Raw genomic sequence first — 17,630 nt, 5'->3', positions numbered from 1 at the left:
TGGAAAAAGGTTGAAACAAGAGGAAATCGGTCTTTTTGTATAAGTTTTATAAAGGATCTTCTTTAGTCAGTCCTTGGAGAAATCTTGTTTGGGTCCTTTTTCCTTGACAACTGCTGGAGAGGGTGTATCATGAAACTAGTTCCATGAAAACAGTTTCATGAATATGGAGAACCAATGCCGACTAAACAACCTACTATCTATGATGTTGCAAAACTTGCCAAAGTGAGCACTGCTACGGTCTCTCGAGTATTGAACCAGCCTTCCAAGGTGAACAAGGAAAAGAAGGAAACCATTCTCTCTGCAATTGAAACCTTGCATTTTGTTCCCAAAGCCGATGCAGTGGCCTTGGCGAGAAAGAAATTGAGGAAAATTGGGGTGGTGGCTCCGTTTTTTACTGAGTCCTCCTTCATGGAACGGTTGAAGGGAATTGCCTCGGTTTTGACAGAACAACACTATGAACTGGTTATCTATGCGGTTCAAAGTGATGAGGATTTGCAAGGCTACCTTGATATGCTCATAGTAAATAATCGAGTGGATGGCCTCATTTTGCTTTGCCTTTCCCTCAAGGATTCCATGATAGAAAAACTACGTGCATCTACCTTGCCTGTCTGTTTTGTGGAGACCGATGTACAAGGTTTTGACAGCGTGGTGATCGACAACAGCAATGGAGGGTCCCTTGCTGGCAGGTTCCTCTATGAAAATGGATACAGGACCCCGGGGTTCGTTGGGGAAGCTTCCAGAAGAACGTATGCAGCCCCTTCGACCGAAGAACGGTTTGCCGGTTACTCGTCATTCTTTGCAAGCAAGGGTATCTCTTTGGAACCTCAATATGTCTGGATGGGGGACAATATTGCCCAGACTTCAATGGCGGGAATCCTGAAGATTCTTGACCGTCCTGATCGCCCTGATTGCCTTTTTGCCTCAAGTGATACCATGGCGATCAGAATTCTTAAATGTGCCGTTCAATTGGGTATAACAGTACCTGATGACCTGGGGGTTATTGGTTTTGATGATATAGAAATGGCTGAATTTGTCAACTTGACGACAGTCAATCAAAGTCTGGAAGAGTCAGGGATACTGGCCGCCGAGACTATTTTATGGAGACTCAAGGAACCTGATCGTCCTACTAAGAAAAATGTCATTGAATTGACCTTGCATCAGCGTAGTTCGACTGAGGTTAAAAAGTGAATTTGCATCACTTGGTGATGCTTGAATAATAGGAGGATAGCATGAAGAGAATTTCTAAGGTAGCTCTGTTTATCCTGATTGCCTTGCTTGCCATGCAAGGTATTTGGGCACAGGGATCAACAGACAAGAATGCGCCAACGAAAGAAGACAAGACCATTAGGATCTTTGGTGCTTTCAGAGGAGAAGAAGCTGCCCGCTTTGATGAAATCGTCAAGATTTTCAATGCCAAGACAGGTTATAATGTCGTGTATGAGGGTAGTCCTGAATTCGAGACACAAATTCTGGTTCAGGCAGAAGCGGGAACTCCTCCCGATATTGCTGCCTTGCCACAACCCGGTTTGATGAAAAAATTTGCCGAAAATGGCTATATCAAACCCCTCGATCCTGAAGTGGTTGCCATGATCGATGAAAACTATGCACCTGTATGGAAAGAACTTGGTTCTTATAATGGTAAGGTGTATGGTCTCTTCCATCGAGTAAATGCAAAGAGCTTTGTATGGTATCCCAAGAAAGCTTTTGCAGATAAGGGCTATAAAGTTCCCAATACCTGGGCAGAGTTGAAAACCCTTGAAGACAAGATTGTCAGTGATGGCGGTATTCCTTGGTCAATTGGTTTTGAGTCAGGTACGGCTACAGGTTGGGTAGGTACCGACTGGTTGGAAGATGTCATGCTTCGTACCGCAGGGCCTGAAGTCTATGACAAATGGGTCAGTCATGAAATTCCTTTCAATGATCCGGCAGTAGTCAATGCAATGGGATATCTTGGTGATATCTTCTTGAACAAAAAATATGTCTACGGTGGTGCAACCAATATTTTGACCACAAGTTATGGTGATGCAATCAAGCCCCTGTTCGATAATCCTCCGAAGGCTTATATGAACCGTCAAGGTAATTTCATCACTGGTTTTATGCCCGAGGAAATTCAGGCAAATCTTGAGGAAGAAGTAGGGGTTTTTGCCCTTCCCTCCATTGATCCGAAGTGGGGCAAGCCCATTTTAGGTGGTGGCGATCAGTTTGTTGCTTTCAGTGACAAGCCGGGAGTAAAGGAGTTTCTTGAATTCTTGACCACTTGGGAAGCTTGTGCTCCTTGGGCGAAAGTCGGTGGAGCCTTGTTCCCCCACAAGAATCAGAATTTTGCTGATTATGGCAATGTTATTGAACGCGACATTGCAAAAATGTTAGTCGATGCCACAGTCTTCAGGTTCGATGGATCTGATTTGATGCCTGCAGAAGTTGGTGCCGGTAGCTTCTGGACCGGTATGGTCGACTTTGTCGGTGGTAGTGATACCAAGACCGTTCTCTCCAATATCGAGAAGAGCTGGCCTAGGTAAGTTCAGTATTATGATTGGGATTCCGCCTAACGGCGGAATCCTCTATCCAAGGGGAGTATCATGCAATTACTGAAAGACCAAGAGAGAAGCCAACGTGCAATCAAGGCTCTCATCATAACCCCAATTTCCCTTTTTATCATGATCAGCGGGTTTCTTCTGTTAAAGGATAACCACTTTTCCCAAGTTGCAACTACTTTGTTTGCAATCGTATGGGGAACTGTAAGTGTTGTTTCCTTTTTTTATTCTCTCAACCTGATCGTACAGGTGTTCCCCTTGAAGTATTACAACAAGATCATCCCTTTTGTATTCGTTGGTCCTGCAATACTGATTCTGGGTTGGTATTTATTCATCCCGACCCTACGAAGCCTGTACCTAAGTTTTCTGAACCGTAATTCAACGGCTTTTGTCGGACTCGAAAATTACAAATATGTATTTACTGACCGAACCATGCTCATCTCTTTTCGCAATACGATATTGTGGTTATTGTTCGGGACTTTATTTTCAGTTTTTTTTGGATTGCTTGCTGCTTTGCTTGCCGAACGTTCTTCCATTGAAAAAATTGGCAAGACCTTTGTGTTCCTGCCTATGGCAATTTCCATGGTAGGGGCTGGGGTCATCTGGAAATTCATGTATGCCTATAAACCGGCAGGAGCCAACCAGACAGGATTGTTCAACGCCTTGATGGTCGCCTTTGGAAAAGATCCACAGAATTGGATCGGAACAGCTCCCATGAATAATTTCTTTTTGATTGCAATTTTCGTATGGTTGCAAACCGGTTTTGCCTTGGTAGTCTTGTCTGCGGCCCTCAAAGGAGTTCCGAATGAAATTGAGGAAGCTGCCCGTATCGACGGAGCTTCGGAGTTTGCGGTCTTGATGCGAATCATCATTCCTTCAATCGCAGGAAGTATACTGACGGTTGCGACAACCATTCTGCTTGCTGCCCTGAAGACCTTTGATATCGTATTTTCCATGACCAACGGGTTGTACGGAACGGAAGTGTTGGCAAGCCAACAATACAAGCAGATGTTCAAGTTCCTGAATTATGGACGTGGTTCGGCCATCGCCATAATCATCTTGCTTGCAGTCAGTCCCGTCATTTATTACAACTTGAAGGAATTCAATAAGCGGGAGGTGTTTTGATGAAATCCAAGACAACAACAAGGAACAGTCATAGACTGATTACCTTTTTACTCATCGTCTTTTGTATTTTCTGGACAATCCCTACCGCTGGTATCCTGATTACTTCTTTTAGGACCCAGGATGCAACAGCCTCTTCCGGGTGGTGGACGGCCTTTATGCATCCGAAGGATTTTACCCTGGATAACTATAATCAAGTTCTCGGGGGACAACGCTATACTGTATCGGGTGCGGATGGGGGCTCAGTGGTAAAACGCGGTGCTACCATGGCAAGTGCGTTTCTTTCCAGTGTTACCGTGACACTTCCTGCGGTAATTATTCCGATTTTCATTGCAGCCGCCGCTGCCTATGCTTTTGCCTGGATGAGTTTTCCTGGCAGAAAAATCCTTTTTGCAATTGTCATTGCCCTCTTGGTAGTACCCCTACAAATCTCGCTGATTCCAATTTTGCGCGATTACCAGAAAATAGGATTGAATGGAACCTATCTGGGGGTATGGCTGGCCCATACAGGTTTTGGGCTTCCTCTGGCAACGTATCTGCTATTCAACTATATCAGTACGATACCACGAAGCATTCTTGAATCCGCCTTCATAGACGGTGCAAACCATTTCACTGTTTTTTCTCGTTTAATCCTTCCTTTGAGTACACCCGCTCTTGCCTCTTTTGCCATTTTCCAGTTTATATGGGTTTGGAACGATTTGTTGGTAGCCTTGGTTTTCTTGAGTGGAAGTGGTCAGATGATGGAAGTGGTTACTGTTCGATTGATGAATATGGCAGGAACAAGAGGAACCGACTGGTATTTACTCACGGCTGGAGCTTTTGTTTCGATGATTCTTCCTATGGTGGTATTTCTTTCCCTGCAGAAATATTTTGTAAAAGGTTTGTTGGCAGGTTCCGTCAAAGGATGATGTATGGATACGATGCAGTTTGGTTCTGATTGGTATGATGAGAATTTGATGGCTCGAAACGAAACCCTTTTTACCACGGCCAATGGGTATTTGGGGTTTCGGGGCGATTTTGAGGAAAAGGAAGGTTCCTACCATAAGGGGACTTATATCAATGGGTTTTTTGACAGTGAACCGATTGTCTATGGGGAAACTGCCTTTGGCTATGCCAAGAATCATGAGACGATTCTCAATCTTCCTGACCCCAAACGAATTGAACTTACAGTGGGAAAGCGACCTTTTTCCCTGAAACGGGGGACACTGAATTCTTTTTCCCGAAATTTGGATTTTCATACCGGAGTTCTCAGTCGATTTGTTGATTGGACAAGTGAGGATGGCAATCGAGTTGTCCTTTGTTCACGCCGTCTTGTCTCTTTTATTGATAAAAACTGTGCTGTCATCGAATATTCCGTTACGGCAAAAGGAAACCCCTTACATATTTGCCTGAGAAGTTCCATAGAGGTCACCTCGGACAACAGATCGGCCAACGAGGATCCTCGGGTCGGTTCAAAATTTTCCTCCAGGCCTCTTTTGATTCTCGAGACCGGGATTGAGGAAAATCAACTTTCCTTTATAGCCAAGACCCGTAACAGCAACCTTTCTTTGCGTGGAGCGGCTTTTCATGTTTCTTCGACCATTCCCGCAAGGATTACAAAGTTTCCCTCTGACCTTGCCATCGAATATTGTTTTGACCTCGAAGAGGGTGAAACAGTTACCCTGACAAAATACATTGCCTACTGTACCGAAGGCGATGATGAGCGATTCCTGGCCCATAAGTTTGCCTCCAAGGGGTTTCCTTTGATTGCCAGGGAGCAAAAAGAATACCTTGATAGTTTTTGGAATCTTGCCAGGATACGAATTGAGGGGGATGACCTTTCTGAACAAGCCTTGCAACTGAACTTGTTTCATTTATTGCAGTCCTGTGGGAAAGAGGGAAAGACCAGTATGGCAGCCAAGGGGCTGACCGGGGAGGGCTACGAGGGACATTATTTTTGGGATACGGAATCGTATGTGCTCCCAATTTTTACCTACCTGAAACCAGAGCTTGCCGAACAATTGCTCAAATATAGGTATTCCATTCTCCCCCAGTCCCGAAAGCGTGCTGAAACCATGAACCTCAAGGGAGCCTTGTTCCCTTGGAGAACGATCAGTGGAAATGAATGCAGTGCCTATTTTCCGGCCGGGACGGCCCAATATCATATTGATGCCGATATTCTATTTGCAGCCCAGAAATGCTTCAATGCCTCTGGCAAGGAAATTCCCCCTTGGATCGTGGAAATGGCTATTGAGTCGGCCAGAATGTGGGCAAGCTTGGGAAGCTACGTTGCTTCGAAGGGCAATCGATTCTGCATCAATGAAGTGACTGGTCCCGATGAGTATACCGCTTGTGTCGACAACAACGCCTATACCAATTTGATGGCCCGGGAAAATTTGTTGTTTTGCTGTGAGGTCGTCAAAAAATATCAGGATCAAGGGAAACAACTTCCCCTCGAGTTAAGGACCGGGGAATTGCATCAGTGGCAGGGCATTGCCGAGGCCATGTATATTCCTTTTGACAAGGAACTGGGAATCTATCCCCAGGATGATTCTTTCCTTTTTAAGGCGGACTGGCCATTTTTCGATACCCCCAGAGAAAAATACCCCCTGTTGCTTCACTATCATCCATTGGTAATCTACCGGCATAGGGTACTCAAGCAGCCGGATTTGGTCTTGGCGCAATTCCTGTTGTCAGGATTATTTACCAAAGCGGAAAAAATCAGGAACTTTGCTTTCTATGAACCCTATACAACCGGCGATTCTTCCTTGTCCCATTGCATCCAGAGCATTATGGCAAGTGAATCCTTTCAATCCGTTAAGGCTTGGTGGTATTTCAAGAAGACTGTCAGGATGGATATCGATGATATCCATGGCAATTCGGCCGATGGCATCCATACTGCTTCCATGGCAGGAAGTTGGATGGCCTTGGTCTATGGGTTTGCTGGTTTCAGGGATTGGAAAGGAACGTTCAGTTTCAATCCACAACTTCCAGATTCCTGGAAGAGCGTAAGCTTTTGTCTTTCCCTTCGCTCCTCTGTCGTGAAAATACATTTTACAAAAGAAGAAGTGACGTATAGTCTGGTTGCTGGCAAGGCTCTGTCCTTGATTCATAGAAATGAATCCTTTGTCCTGGAAGAAGGCGAGAATAGATGTTTTTCCCTTGTCCCTGCTCTCGAAGGAGTCTTGTTTGATCTTGATGGGGTCATCGTGGATACGGCTAAGTTGCATTATCTTGCTTGGAAGTCAGTCTCCGATAGGTATGGCCTAGCTTTCGATACGGAAGTGAACAAGAAACTCTTGGGTGTAAGCCGTGATACTTCCCTGGCAATCATCCTTGAGCATAATAAGGTAGTTTGGGATGAAGAAAAGAAGCAACAAGCCCTGGAACAGAAGAACGAGGCTTACGTTGCTTCTTTGGATATCCTTTCGCCTAAGGATGTATTTCCCAAAATGAGGGAGTTGCTTCAGAATTTACAGCATGCAGGGATATACACTGCATTGGTTTCGGCCAGCAAGAATGCCAAGGCCGTGTGTGCAAAACTTCAAATCCTTGATTTGTTTGATGCCTTTGCTGATGTAAGGAAGGTCCAGAAATCGAAACCGGAACCAGATTTATTTCTCGTTGCTGCTGAGCAAATAGGTGTCTGGTATAGCAACTGCATAGGTATTGAAGATGCGAAAGCTGGCATTCAGGCCATCAAAAAGGCAGGAATGAAAGCCGTAGGTATTGGGACCGCAGAAGAGTTGCCAGAAGCGGACTATGTTCTTGTGGATACCACCAAGCTAACTGTTGAGCTTCTCCAAGGCATATTGAATACATAAATCCTTCAGTCAGGATCATCGAAAACCCACTCGCCAATTTTTAATAAAAAAGATTGTGTCGGTGGGATTTCAATGCTATGCTCTATTTGTTCGACAAATAGACAAAAGGAGTATTCCTTGAAATTTACACCGCTTAGAAACGAACGCCTTTCAGATAAGGTGGTCGCTCAGATATTGCAGTTAATCCATGACGGGGAGTTGAAACCAGGAGAGAAATTGCCGAGTGAGATTATTTTCTCAGAAAAATTTTCTGTCAGCAGGGGAGTCATCCGGGAAGCAATGATTCAATTGCAGGTTCTTGGCTATATTCGTAGAAAAACGAAGGATGGCACCTATATTCAGGAAGATATATTGGAGAAACTTTCCAAACCCGTAACCGATGCACTCAAGGATGCAACTTTCTTGGATTTGCTTGATTTCAGGGATTCTTTGGAATCGAAAATGGTTGAGATTATCATAGACAGGGCTTCCGATGAGGAAATCCAGGAAATCCGCTTGTCCTTGCATGCTGACAGCAGTACGATTCCCGGGCAATTTAGCCTGGATCACTATTTTCATTACAAGCTTGCACAAGCTTCACGTAATATCTTCTACATGAACTTTATCGATACATATTACGATTTAATCGAAGAACTTGCTGCAAAGAACAGGAAACAGGAAGGCAGTATCCGACAAATTGCAGAGGAACATGAGCAAATAGTGCAGGCGATTGCCAACAGAGACAAGAAAGCAGCCAATGATGCCATGAATCATCATATGGAAATGGTTCGCTACAGGCATACGTATGACCAGAAGGTGGATAAACAATGAAAAGCTTCAAGATTCTTTCTCCGTGCGGAATCCTTGGCTATGGCTTTCCTGATGCCTCCTTTGCCAATGGATTGGCTGACCGTCCTGATGCAATTGTCGTTGATGCAGGTTCTACGGATGCCGGTCCCCATAAACTGGGGGCCAAGACTGCGATTGTAAGTCGTCGAGCGGCAAAGAAGGATTTGAAAAGAATCATAGAGGGCGGGCAATATTTGAAAATCCCCGTGCTTATCGGTTCCGCGGGGGGAAGCGGAGGGAAAAGTCATGTGCAATGGACGCTCGATATCATTGCCGAAATTCTTGCAGAAAACCCGACTTTACATCCAAGAACTGCAATTATCTGGGCTGATATTCCCAATGAATTGATTCTTGAAAAATTGGAGCAGGGAGAAGTCGCTCCCCTGGATGCAATCGAACTTCCCCTCAATGCACAAATCCTTTTTGAAACGACGGGAGTCGTAGCACAAATGGGAGTCGAGCCAATACTCAAGGTACTGGAGGCTGATGCAGACCTCATTGTTTGTGGAAGAGCATATGATCCAGCTCCCTTTGCCGCAGCGGGAATTCATGCAGGGTTTGACATAGGCTTAAGTTATCACCTGGGCAAAGTCCTTGAGTGCGGGGCACTGTGCTGCAATCCCGGGACTACCAAGGATTGCATGATGGGCGTTTTGCACGACGACGATTTTGAAGTCTACCCTTGTGACCCAAAACGCAAATGTTCCCCACTCAGTGTAGCCGCCCATACCTTCTATGAGAAGGATCATCCGTATCTCTTGCATGGACCTGGAATTGAAATGGATCTGTCTCATTGTACCTTCACCCAAGTCGGGGAAAACCGGGTAAGAGTACAAGGCAGTCGTCTTTTTCCGACGGATCCCTATCGTATAAAGCTGGAAGGTGCCCGCAAGGTTGCTTACAGGACTTTTGTCGTGGCAGGAGTACGGGATCCTATCTTGATTTCCAAGATTGAGGAAGTCGAAAAACTAGTACGGGAAAGTGTGCAGGATCAATATAACGATATTGATTCTACCTCATATACGGTTAATTTCATGAATTATGGAAAGAATGGGGTGATGGGAGATTTGGAACCCGATAACCAGGCAGGACACGAATTATGCGTAGTCTTTGAGGTGTTGGCCGAGAACCAGGATATTTCCTCATCAATCTGCGCTTCCGTTCGTTCTACCTTCATGCATTATGGATATGAAGGACGGAAAGCGACTGCAGGAAACCTTGCCTTTCCGTTTGCCCCCAGCGATATAAATTTCGGGGCAGTCTATGAATTCTCGGTCTATCACCTTATGTCGATTGATGATCCTTCTGCCTTGTTTCCCTGGCAATGGTGGAAGAAAGGAGAAATATTCTGATGGATAGATTGGTAGATCTGGCACAGATACTCAGGAGCAAGAATAGTGGTCCTTTCCTGATTACCTTGGACATCCTTTTTTCCGATTCCCAAGTGTACGAAAGGGTAGTCAAGAGTGGGATGTTGAATGAAAAGGCAATAACCGAGTTATACCACCTAAAAAAAGGTATGCTCTGCGGAATTTATTTTTTCCCTACTGCCTTGGGAATAAAGATTACGTATCATCGGTCAATTTCTTCAGGAACCTGCGGTGATTCAGATGTATATGGAGCACAGCAACATGCGCCCTTGATGGAATTGCTGATACCCTAGCATAAAAAGAGAGTATTCATGAAAAAACAGAGCACAGTACTGAGACAAGCTTCTCACATTTCCAAACGGACATATTGGCAGAGAATCAAGGCTGAGAAAACGCTTTATTTGCTTTTGCTTCCGACGCTCGTCTTTTTTATACTTTTCCGACTTCTACCGATAGTGAATATGCGTATGGCTTTCTTTCAATTCAAGGCAAGGGGGAATTGGCCCTTTGTAGGGCTGAAATATTTCAGGATGATTTTCAAGAGTCCTGGATTCAGGCAAATTCTTTCGAACACCTTGATCATCAGCTTCATGAAGTATGTATTGCTCTTTCCTGCCTTTGTTATCTTTGCCCTGATGCTCAACGAAGTACGTTCCTTTCGATTTCGGAAATATGTCCAGGTAATTTCCTATCTTCCCCATTTTCTTTCCTGGGTTGTTATTGCAGGAGTATGGATCAGTGCTCTTTCCCTTGGTGGTGGCGTGAACCAGATATTGAGATTCTTTGGCCTGGATACATTCGATTTCATGACCAATCGTACAATGATTCGCTGGATATTGATGCTCTGTGAAGCGTGGAGAAGCATGGGTTGGGACTCAATAATCTATTTTACGGCTATCATATCAATATCTCCAGCATTGTATGAAGCAGCAGAGATAGACGGGGCTTCCCGTTGGATAATCATCAAACATATTATTTTTCCTGCCTTGATTGTTCCCATGATTACCATGTTTATATTAAATCTGGGATTCTTTCTCAATGCAGGCTTTGATCAGGTATTCAACTTTTCCAATCAGGCGGTGGAGAGTACCATCGACATCCTTGATACATATATTTATCGCATAGGTATCGAAGGTGGACAATATTCGTTGGCAACGGCTGTCAGCTTGATCAAGGGCTTGGTTGGGGTCTGTCTGGTCTGGGGTACCCACGTATTTTCCAAACACGTGACAGGGACGGGGGTTTGGTCATGAAACATCGAAGATCCATTTCTCCGGGTCAGATTGTTCTTGTCGCCTTTTTGTTTTTCATTACGCTGACCATGTTGGTGCCCTTGCTCAATATCCTGGCGAAGTCACTTTCCTCTCCCGAGGTGTCACCCCTGATGGGTGGTCTGACCGTGCTTCCCCAAGATATTGATTTGATCAACTACAAGATAGTGTTGAGTCATCCGGTTCTCGTTCCTGCCTTGATCAATTCCATCATCATTACCTTGGTGGGCACCTTGATCAATATCGCTCTTACCACAACGGCAGCTTATGCCCTTACGAGGCCGAATCTCACCCTTAAACGTCCCCTTATGGTTTTTTTGATCATCATGATGCTTTTCGACCCCGGAATGGTTCCAGAATATGTCGTGATCCAGCAGCTTGGGCTGATGGGAAGCAAATGGTCAGTTATTTTGGTAACTGCGGTAAATGTCTATTACCTTGTCATCATGATGCGATATTTTGAAAAAGTGCCGCAGTCCCTTGTCGAGGCGGCAGTCCTGGATGGGGCAAATCATATCCAGATGCTTACCAAAATCTTCTATCCATTGTCAAAGGCTGGTATTGCGACGATTACCATGTTCTATGCTGTGGTGCGATGGAATGAATACTTCAGGGCAAGTATTTATCTGACCAAGAAATCAACTGATACTGTCTTGCAGGTTATCCTGCGGCAGTTCGTAGTTCTCGGCGATACTGTATCGATTATCGGACAACAGAATGTGTATGACTACAATACGATGGCACGTGTTGATTACGGAGCCCTCAAAGGGGCGACTATAATTGTTGCCATTGTTCCGATTCTCATTTTGTATCCATTTGTGTTGAAATTCTACGCCAAGGATGTAATGGCAGGTGGAATAAAAGAATAGAAGTGAATGAGAACAAGGAGGTTTTTATGAAACAGAAAAAGATTGTATTGGCCTTGGTATTGTGCCTTTGTGCCGGTGCAGTGTTTGCTACGGGATCGAAGGAAACGCCAGATCAGAATACGGGAGGGACAAAGTCGTCTAATGGTATCGGGACTGCATCTTCTCCCGTGAAGGTTACGTATCTATGCAAGGATGTGGATCCGATTACCGATGCTGACCAATTGGGAAAATTGAAGGCAAAGATTGAAGAGGGAATGGCAAGACAAGGAAACTATGTTGATCTGGAAATCTTGAGTTCCCCGACCGGATCGTATTCCACGGTGGTTCCCATTGCATTCAGGACTGGCCAGATTTCTCCTGACTTGATCTATTTTCAGGGGAATGACCAACCGCTTGTCCAGGATGGTTTGCTTGAGGATTTGACTCCATATGTGGAAAAATCCACCAATGTGAAGGCAATTATGCCTGACCAAACCAAGGCTGCCCTGAAGAATTATCCGTATCTGATGTGGCTGGCTCCGGCTCGCGTACAGATTCCTGTCATGCGATCTGATTGGTTTGCCAGTCTGAAAAGCAGTAAAGCCTTGTTGCAAGATCCAAGCATTGACAATTACTATGCCATGTTCAAGGAGATGAAGGATACAGGCATGTGCAAGTGGCCGATTACCACGGATGGTGGAATTCTCAAGCTTGACTCAGTGTTCAACCATGCTTTTGGCATTACTGCCACCATTGTCAAGGAAAACGGGGTTTGGGTCTATTCCGATGCCACGACAGATGCAAAAAATAAGCTTGCCTTCTATGCAAAATTGTATGCTGATGGGTTGTTGGATAACGAATATATTACCAAGACCTGGGATACCATGGAACAGGCTTTCTATGAAGGAACCGCTGGATTCGTTAGTGGTACGGCAGGGGATGTAGTCAATGTGTATAACAATAAAATGAAAGAGACCAAAGGTGTGGAGCTTACCGTATTGCCTCCGGCAAAGGGAGTCAGCCAGGCTTACCAGAGTATTGATGTAACCAAGGAATCCAGGGGATTTGCCATCAATGCCGATTCACAGGTCAAGGACGCTGCCTGGGCCGTCTTGGAATTCATGGCTGGACCAGAGGGACGCGTGTTGGATAAACTCGGACTTGAAGGTATTCATTACAATATGGTGAACGGGAAATATGTCTTGACTGACAAATTCCCTTCCTGGTGGGCAAAATTCTGGCCTACCATGAATGGGCTTGATCTCTCCAAGGTTGAGGGTACGGTACTTTCAGCTCCTGCCCTGGACTCCTTGGATGCAGCTGCAAAATATTTTGCACCGGATACCAATGTCCTGCTCCCAGAGGATTTGCTTCCTCTCAAGGATGCGATGAATAAGCTCTACAGAGAGTATTCCACCGATATCATCCGTGGCGTACGACCTGTATCTGATTTTGATGAGTTTGTCACGAAATGGAACAAGGCCGGGGGATCCGAGATCAGTGCATATCTTGCAACGGTACTGAAGTAGTCGGATTTTATTTTCATGAAACGGAGGAAATATGGAAGCAGCGGTCATTCTCGAAAAAATCTATGCAGGCTTTTTGGGCATGAACATCGGTATTCGTCTTGGAGCCCCGGTCGAACCATTACTTTGGACCAGCGACCGAATAGAACGGTTCTATGGCGATATCAAGTCCTACGTCAAGGAGTTCAAGAATTTTGCAGCAGATGATGACGTCAATGGTCCTGTCTTCTTTCTCCGAGCATTATCTGACGGTGCCCTTGGTCGTGACCTTACCCCTGGGGATGTCAGTGAAGCTTGGCTGAACTATGCACGGGAAGGGATGGGTATGTTTTGGTGGGGCGGTTATGGGGTGAGTACGGAGCATACGGCGTACTTGAACTTGAAGAACGGAATTCCTGCCCCTGCCTCTGGTTCTTGCAAGACCAACGGAAAAATTCTGGCAGAGCAGATAGGTGGACAGATTTTTATAGATACCTGGGGATTCGTTCATCCCGGCAATTCCGAGAAAGCAGCTTCAGAGGCAAGGATTGCTGCCAGTGTATCCCATGATGGCGAAGGCCTTCATGGAGCGTCCTTTATTGCTGCCTGTATTTCCCAGGCATTTTTGACTGATTCAGTCGAAGATTTGGTAACAGTAGGACTTTCTACCATACCCAGCGACAGTACCTATGCCCAGGTTGTGAAAGCAGTGCAGATATTCCATGGGGAACATCCTGAGAATTGGCGGTCATGCCTGGCTTATTTGCAAGGAAATTGGGGGTATGACCGATATCCAGGGGTTTGCCATATCATTCCGAACGCAGGAGTCTGTGTCATGGCCCTGCTGTATGGAAGGACTTTTGCCCGTGCGATTGAGATTGCAACGATGGCAGGGTGGGATACTGATTGCAATGCAGGAAATGTAGGGTCGATCCTCGGTGTTGCCGGAGATCTGGCTTCGATTCCCTCTCATTATCGCCAACCAGTCAATGATATGATAGTCCTGTCAGGGATTTCTGGATATCTGAATATTCTGGATGTCCCTACCTATGCAAAGCAACTTTGTTCCCTTGCCCTGCAATGTGAACATCAAATGATACCCAGGGAGCTGCAAATCAGGGAAGGTTCCCTTGATTTTGACTTTTCCCTTCCGGGATCTACCCATGGTTTTCGATTGTCGAATACCTTTTCTTGCCGAATGCGAAATAATGCGACTGCCGGTGTCAAAGGTGATGGTGCCCTCGAGGTTATGTATGACCAGATGGTCCGTCCCCAAGGTTGCAGGATCTTCTATAAGCCATTTTATCGTCGGGAAGATTTTGATGATGAGCGGTATATGCCTGTGTTTTCTCCCACCGTTTATCCTGGACAGACTGTATCTATACGGGTCAGGCTCGAAAAAATCAGTGGTGAAAGTATCGCACTCTCTCCCTATGTAAGAAATAGTGTTACAAAAAAAATAATTACCTTTGGAGCGGAGATTGTCAAGGATGAAGCCTGGAGAGATATTTCCTTTGTCATCGATGGTGAAAATCCATCCTTGAAAGGAGCTATGATTGATGAGGTTGGTCTTCTGTTCGAGTCAAATTCCCCTGCCAAGAATTCTGATTTTGGGTGTCTGTATATCGATCGGTTCAGCGTTGGCGGCAAACCTGATTATTATATCGATCTAAAACAGCAAGCCAAGGAATTTGCCTCCATTACCCCCTTCAGCCATAACCATGGTTCCTGGGACCTGGTCGAAGGACGTATGGAAGCCATGGTACTCGATCATGGAGAGGCGATGACTGGAAATTATTTTGCAAGGGATTGTGTTTTTAAAGGGACGGTATGTCCTCATACCGGTTCCTCCCACTTGGTATCCCTTCGGGTGCAAGGTGCGAGAAGAGGGTATTATGCAGGATTTCATAATGGAGAAGTAGGTATTTTCAAACACGATAAAGAGAGTTTCGTTCCCCTGGTTTCCAAGAAATATGAGTTGGTAAGGGAAAAAGAGTATGCATTGATTTTCTCGGCACTGGGCAATGCCTTGTCCTTGGAAATTGATGGTTCAATTATAATCTCATGCAGTGATGATTCGTTTGCCTATGGCATGTGCGGATATGCCATGTATGCCACTGGTCGGTGTGGGTTTGGCAATGTATGGGTACAAGAAGAATAAGGGGAGATAACCATGCTTACAAGAAAAGAATTGGTAGCAGATCGGAAACTGGTCAGGGATAAGGCTGTCGGTGCCTTGATAGGGCTTGCCATTGGTGACTCCTTTGGGGATGCTGCAAGGATGCAGGCCAATAGGGAAAGCTATGGCTTCATCACTGATTTTAACGCGGGAGCTTCCTGGAGCACTGATGATACTGAATTTGCCTTGTTGACAGCAAAGACTTTGATAGCTTCTAAAGGAATATTAACTGTTGATTCAGTAGTCAAGGCGTGGTTTGAGGATGTTGTTATCCAAGATGAATACAAGCGGGGTGGAGCAAGTGAAATTGCCGCCGCAAACAATCTGAGAAAAGGATTGCGTCCCCCGCAGTCAGGAAAATTCAATACCTTCCATATGAGTGACGGAACTGCCATGAGAATTCCTCCTGTAGGAATCGTCTGTGCCGGAGATCCAAAGAGAGCCGCAAGCATGGCGGAGATCGATGCCTCGATAAGTCACTCGGAAGATGGCATCTGGGGAGCTCAGGCTGTTGCCGCAGCTGTTTCGGTTGCCATGGTCGATGGAACATTTGAGGAGATCTTTGACGCCGCAATGGCTCCCATACCTACGGATAGCTGGCTTTATTACAATATGAAACAGGCTTTTGCCATCATAGAGCAAGCCCACGGGAATATCATGGATTGCTGGATGCCTTTGCATGACCAATTGCGAGCGAGTGTTTGGGCAACGACGGCAGAAGCCATTCCTGCTTCCTTTGGGTGTCTTGCGCTCTCTCATGAAGATTTCAGAAGCGGTTTGGTTCTGGCCGGAAACTTTGCCAGGGATGCCGATACCATAGGAGCTGTTGCCGGTGCCATTCTTGGTGCCAAGTTCGGTCTTTCCCAGATTCCGTCAAGGTGGGTTGAGAAAGTCAGGCATCCTAGTGGAACTTGCCTGCAATTTACCAAGGGGCTTGATATCTGTGCGATAGGTGAGCAGCTTGGGGATTTGATTAGGTAACAATTGAATTCATGTATAAAGATAGCGGCCTTTTTGTGAGAAGAGGCCGTCATCTTTGTCCAGAAAGGACCTGTTGGATTGCTATCTTTGTATTCTTGCACTTGCCCCGTTGGCAAGCGCTTCTACTTGGGAGAGGGTTGCCATGGTGGTATCGCCGGGAAACGAGGTCAGCAAGGCTCCATGGGCCCAACCCAACCTGAGTGCTTCCTCCGGGGATTTTTCTTGCAAAAGGCCATATATCAAACCGGCGGCAAATCCGTCACCACCCCCGACCCTGTCATATATATCCAATGTGCAGGTAGGGGCCTGATAGCCTTTTCCATCATACCAGAGCACTGCGCTCCAGTCGTGGCGGTTGGTGGATTTTACTTCTCGCATGCTATTTGCCACAGCCTTGATGTTGGGGAAGCGTTTGGCGACCGTCTCCATCATCGCATAGAAGGAAGTGGGGTCGAGTTTCCCTTGAGAGGCGACCTGTGGGCCCTGAAGTCCGAGTCCCATCTGCAAGTCTTCCTCATTGCCGATCAATACATCCACGTTCTCAACGATGGAAGAAAGAATCCTCTGGGCAATTTTCTGGGGAATTTCTCCTTCCTGTGCAATGGATTTCCATAATTTCTCACGATAATTAAGATCAAAGGAGATGATTGCCCCTTTTTCTTTTGCACTTTGCATTGCTTTGATCAACAAATTGGGAGTCTTGGGGGAAAGAGCACTGAATATGCCCCCGCTATGGAACCAGCGTATCCCGGATGAGAAGATTTGGTCCCAATCGAAACTACCGGAGTCGAGCCTTGCGGCGGCTTCATTGGCCCTGTTATAGAAAACAATGGGAGGACGCAAGCCTTGGCCCCGGTCACTGTAGACTTGGGCCATGTTTGGTCCTCTGACTCCGTCATGCTCATATCGTTTGTAAAAACCTGTGACTCCCATTTTCCTTACTTCATTCTCAATCTTGGCTCCAAGGGGGTAGTCGACCATTGCAGATACAATTCCGCATCGCTGATTGAATCCTTGGGAAAGGTTGGCCGCAACATTATATTCCCCTCCTGATACATGAACCTTCAGGTCCTCTGCATAGGCGAAAGGGACAATACCGGGATCGAGGCGAATGACCAGGGCTCCAAGGGAAATGAAATCATAACCGGTGGGATTTTTCTTTTGAATTTGTAAGGTTGACATATAAACT

The 17,630-nt window shown here is 45.7% G+C and carries 14 protein-coding genes; 13 read left to right on the top strand and 1 reads right to left on the bottom strand.

The features are described 5' to 3' along the window. Positions 1-174 precede the first annotated feature (174 nt). The 13 genes from ACHZBG_RS05245 (at position 175) to ACHZBG_RS05185 (ending at position 16,441) form a co-directional block, all read left to right on the top strand. Entirely contained in the window at positions 175-1,188 is a 1,014-nt protein-coding gene (locus ACHZBG_RS05245) for a LacI family DNA-binding transcriptional regulator (protein ID WP_320128398.1), read from the top strand. Between the two features lie 41 nt (positions 1,189-1,229). Continuing rightward, entirely contained in the window at positions 1,230-2,519 is a 1,290-nt protein-coding gene (locus tag ACHZBG_RS05240) for an ABC transporter substrate-binding protein (protein ID WP_320128397.1), read from the top strand. A 60-nt stretch (positions 2,520-2,579) separates the two neighbouring features. Further along, complete coding sequence (locus ACHZBG_RS05235; protein ID WP_320128396.1) at positions 2,580-3,659, top strand: sugar ABC transporter permease; 1,080 nt, start codon at positions 2,580-2,582, stop codon at positions 3,657-3,659. Further along, positions 3,659-4,564, top strand: coding sequence for a carbohydrate ABC transporter permease (locus ACHZBG_RS05230; protein ID WP_320128395.1), 906 nt, complete (start codon positions 3,659-3,661; stop codon positions 4,562-4,564). The genes ACHZBG_RS05235 and ACHZBG_RS05230 overlap by 1 nt, the downstream gene beginning before the upstream one ends. 3 nt (positions 4,565-4,567) lie before the next feature. Then, positions 4,568-7,459: a beta-phosphoglucomutase gene (pgmB, locus tag ACHZBG_RS05225; protein WP_320128394.1), complete on the top strand. Its 2,892-nt coding sequence runs from the start codon at positions 4,568-4,570 to the stop codon at positions 7,457-7,459. A 117-nt stretch (positions 7,460-7,576) separates the two neighbouring features. After that, positions 7,577-8,269, top strand: coding sequence for a FadR/GntR family transcriptional regulator (locus tag ACHZBG_RS05220; RefSeq protein ID WP_320128393.1), 693 nt, complete (start codon positions 7,577-7,579; stop codon positions 8,267-8,269). Then, entirely contained in the window at positions 8,266-9,639 is a 1,374-nt protein-coding gene (locus ACHZBG_RS05215; protein WP_320128392.1) for an acyclic terpene utilization AtuA family protein, read from the top strand. The genes ACHZBG_RS05220 and ACHZBG_RS05215 overlap by 4 nt, the downstream gene beginning before the upstream one ends. Continuing rightward, positions 9,639-9,950, top strand: a complete 312-nt coding sequence (locus ACHZBG_RS05210) for a DUF4387 domain-containing protein (RefSeq protein ID WP_320128391.1) — start codon at positions 9,639-9,641, stop codon at positions 9,948-9,950. Before ACHZBG_RS05215 ends, ACHZBG_RS05210 begins: the two co-directional genes overlap by 1 nt. Positions 9,951-9,968: 18 nt before the next feature. Continuing rightward, positions 9,969-10,910, top strand: coding sequence for an ABC transporter permease subunit (locus tag ACHZBG_RS05205; RefSeq protein ID WP_320128390.1), 942 nt, complete (start codon positions 9,969-9,971; stop codon positions 10,908-10,910). After that, positions 10,907-11,797, top strand: a complete 891-nt coding sequence (locus ACHZBG_RS05200; RefSeq protein ID WP_320128389.1) for a carbohydrate ABC transporter permease — start codon at positions 10,907-10,909, stop codon at positions 11,795-11,797. The genes ACHZBG_RS05205 and ACHZBG_RS05200 overlap by 4 nt, the downstream gene beginning before the upstream one ends. A gap of 26 nt (positions 11,798-11,823) precedes the next feature. Next, positions 11,824-13,305: an extracellular solute-binding protein gene (locus tag ACHZBG_RS05195; RefSeq protein ID WP_320128388.1), complete on the top strand. Its 1,482-nt coding sequence runs from the start codon at positions 11,824-11,826 to the stop codon at positions 13,303-13,305. A gap of 31 nt (positions 13,306-13,336) precedes the next feature. Continuing rightward, on the top strand, positions 13,337-15,442 hold the full coding sequence (locus ACHZBG_RS05190; protein WP_320128387.1) for an ADP-ribosylglycohydrolase family protein: 2,106 nt from the start codon (positions 13,337-13,339) through the stop codon (positions 15,440-15,442). A gap of 12 nt (positions 15,443-15,454) precedes the next feature. Next, positions 15,455-16,441 carry an ADP-ribosylglycohydrolase family protein gene (locus ACHZBG_RS05185; RefSeq protein WP_320128386.1) on the top strand — a complete coding sequence of 329 codons (987 nt, stop codon included), beginning with the start codon at positions 15,455-15,457 and terminating at the stop codon, positions 16,439-16,441. Positions 16,442-16,522: 81 nt separating this feature from the next. Here ACHZBG_RS05185 and ACHZBG_RS05180 read toward each other — a convergent pair whose 3' ends face one another. Next, complete coding sequence (locus ACHZBG_RS05180; RefSeq protein ID WP_320128385.1) at positions 16,523-17,623, bottom strand: sugar kinase; 1,101 nt, start codon at positions 17,621-17,623, stop codon at positions 16,523-16,525. Between the last annotated feature and the right edge of the window lie 7 nt (positions 17,624-17,630).

Origin of the sequence: uncultured Sphaerochaeta sp., assembly GCF_963676625.2 — a bacterium.
GTDB lineage: Bacteria > Spirochaetota > Spirochaetia > Sphaerochaetales > Sphaerochaetaceae > Sphaerochaeta.
This window is presented reverse-complemented; position numbering and strand designations above follow the sequence as displayed.

What these genes read in the sequence shown, in the direction of transcription:
- ACHZBG_RS05240 (WP_320128397.1), top strand. Translation starts at nt 1,230, where the DNA reads ATGAAGAGAATTTCTAAGGTAGCTCTGTTTATCCTGATTGCCTTGCTT.
- ACHZBG_RS05245 (WP_320128398.1), top strand. Translation starts at nt 175, where the DNA reads ATGCCGACTAAACAACCTACTATCTATGATGTTGCAAAACTTGCCAAA.
- ACHZBG_RS05185 (WP_320128386.1), top strand. Translation starts at nt 15,455, where the DNA reads ATGCTTACAAGAAAAGAATTGGTAGCAGATCGGAAACTGGTCAGGGAT.
- ACHZBG_RS05230 (WP_320128395.1), top strand. Translation starts at nt 3,659, where the DNA reads ATGAAATCCAAGACAACAACAAGGAACAGTCATAGACTGATTACCTTT.
- ACHZBG_RS05195 (WP_320128388.1), top strand. Translation starts at nt 11,824, where the DNA reads ATGAAACAGAAAAAGATTGTATTGGCCTTGGTATTGTGCCTTTGTGCC.
- ACHZBG_RS05210 (WP_320128391.1), top strand. Translation starts at nt 9,639, where the DNA reads ATGGATAGATTGGTAGATCTGGCACAGATACTCAGGAGCAAGAATAGT.
- ACHZBG_RS05180 (WP_320128385.1), bottom strand. Translation starts at nt 17,623, where the DNA reads ATGTCAACCTTACAAATTCAAAAGAAAAATCCCACCGGTTATGATTTC.
- pgmB (WP_320128394.1), top strand. Translation starts at nt 4,568, where the DNA reads ATGGATACGATGCAGTTTGGTTCTGATTGGTATGATGAGAATTTGATG.
- ACHZBG_RS05235 (WP_320128396.1), top strand. Translation starts at nt 2,580, where the DNA reads ATGCAATTACTGAAAGACCAAGAGAGAAGCCAACGTGCAATCAAGGCT.
- ACHZBG_RS05190 (WP_320128387.1), top strand. Translation starts at nt 13,337, where the DNA reads ATGGAAGCAGCGGTCATTCTCGAAAAAATCTATGCAGGCTTTTTGGGC.
- ACHZBG_RS05205 (WP_320128390.1), top strand. Translation starts at nt 9,969, where the DNA reads ATGAAAAAACAGAGCACAGTACTGAGACAAGCTTCTCACATTTCCAAA.
- ACHZBG_RS05200 (WP_320128389.1), top strand. Translation starts at nt 10,907, where the DNA reads ATGAAACATCGAAGATCCATTTCTCCGGGTCAGATTGTTCTTGTCGCC.
- ACHZBG_RS05215 (WP_320128392.1), top strand. Translation starts at nt 8,266, where the DNA reads ATGAAAAGCTTCAAGATTCTTTCTCCGTGCGGAATCCTTGGCTATGGC.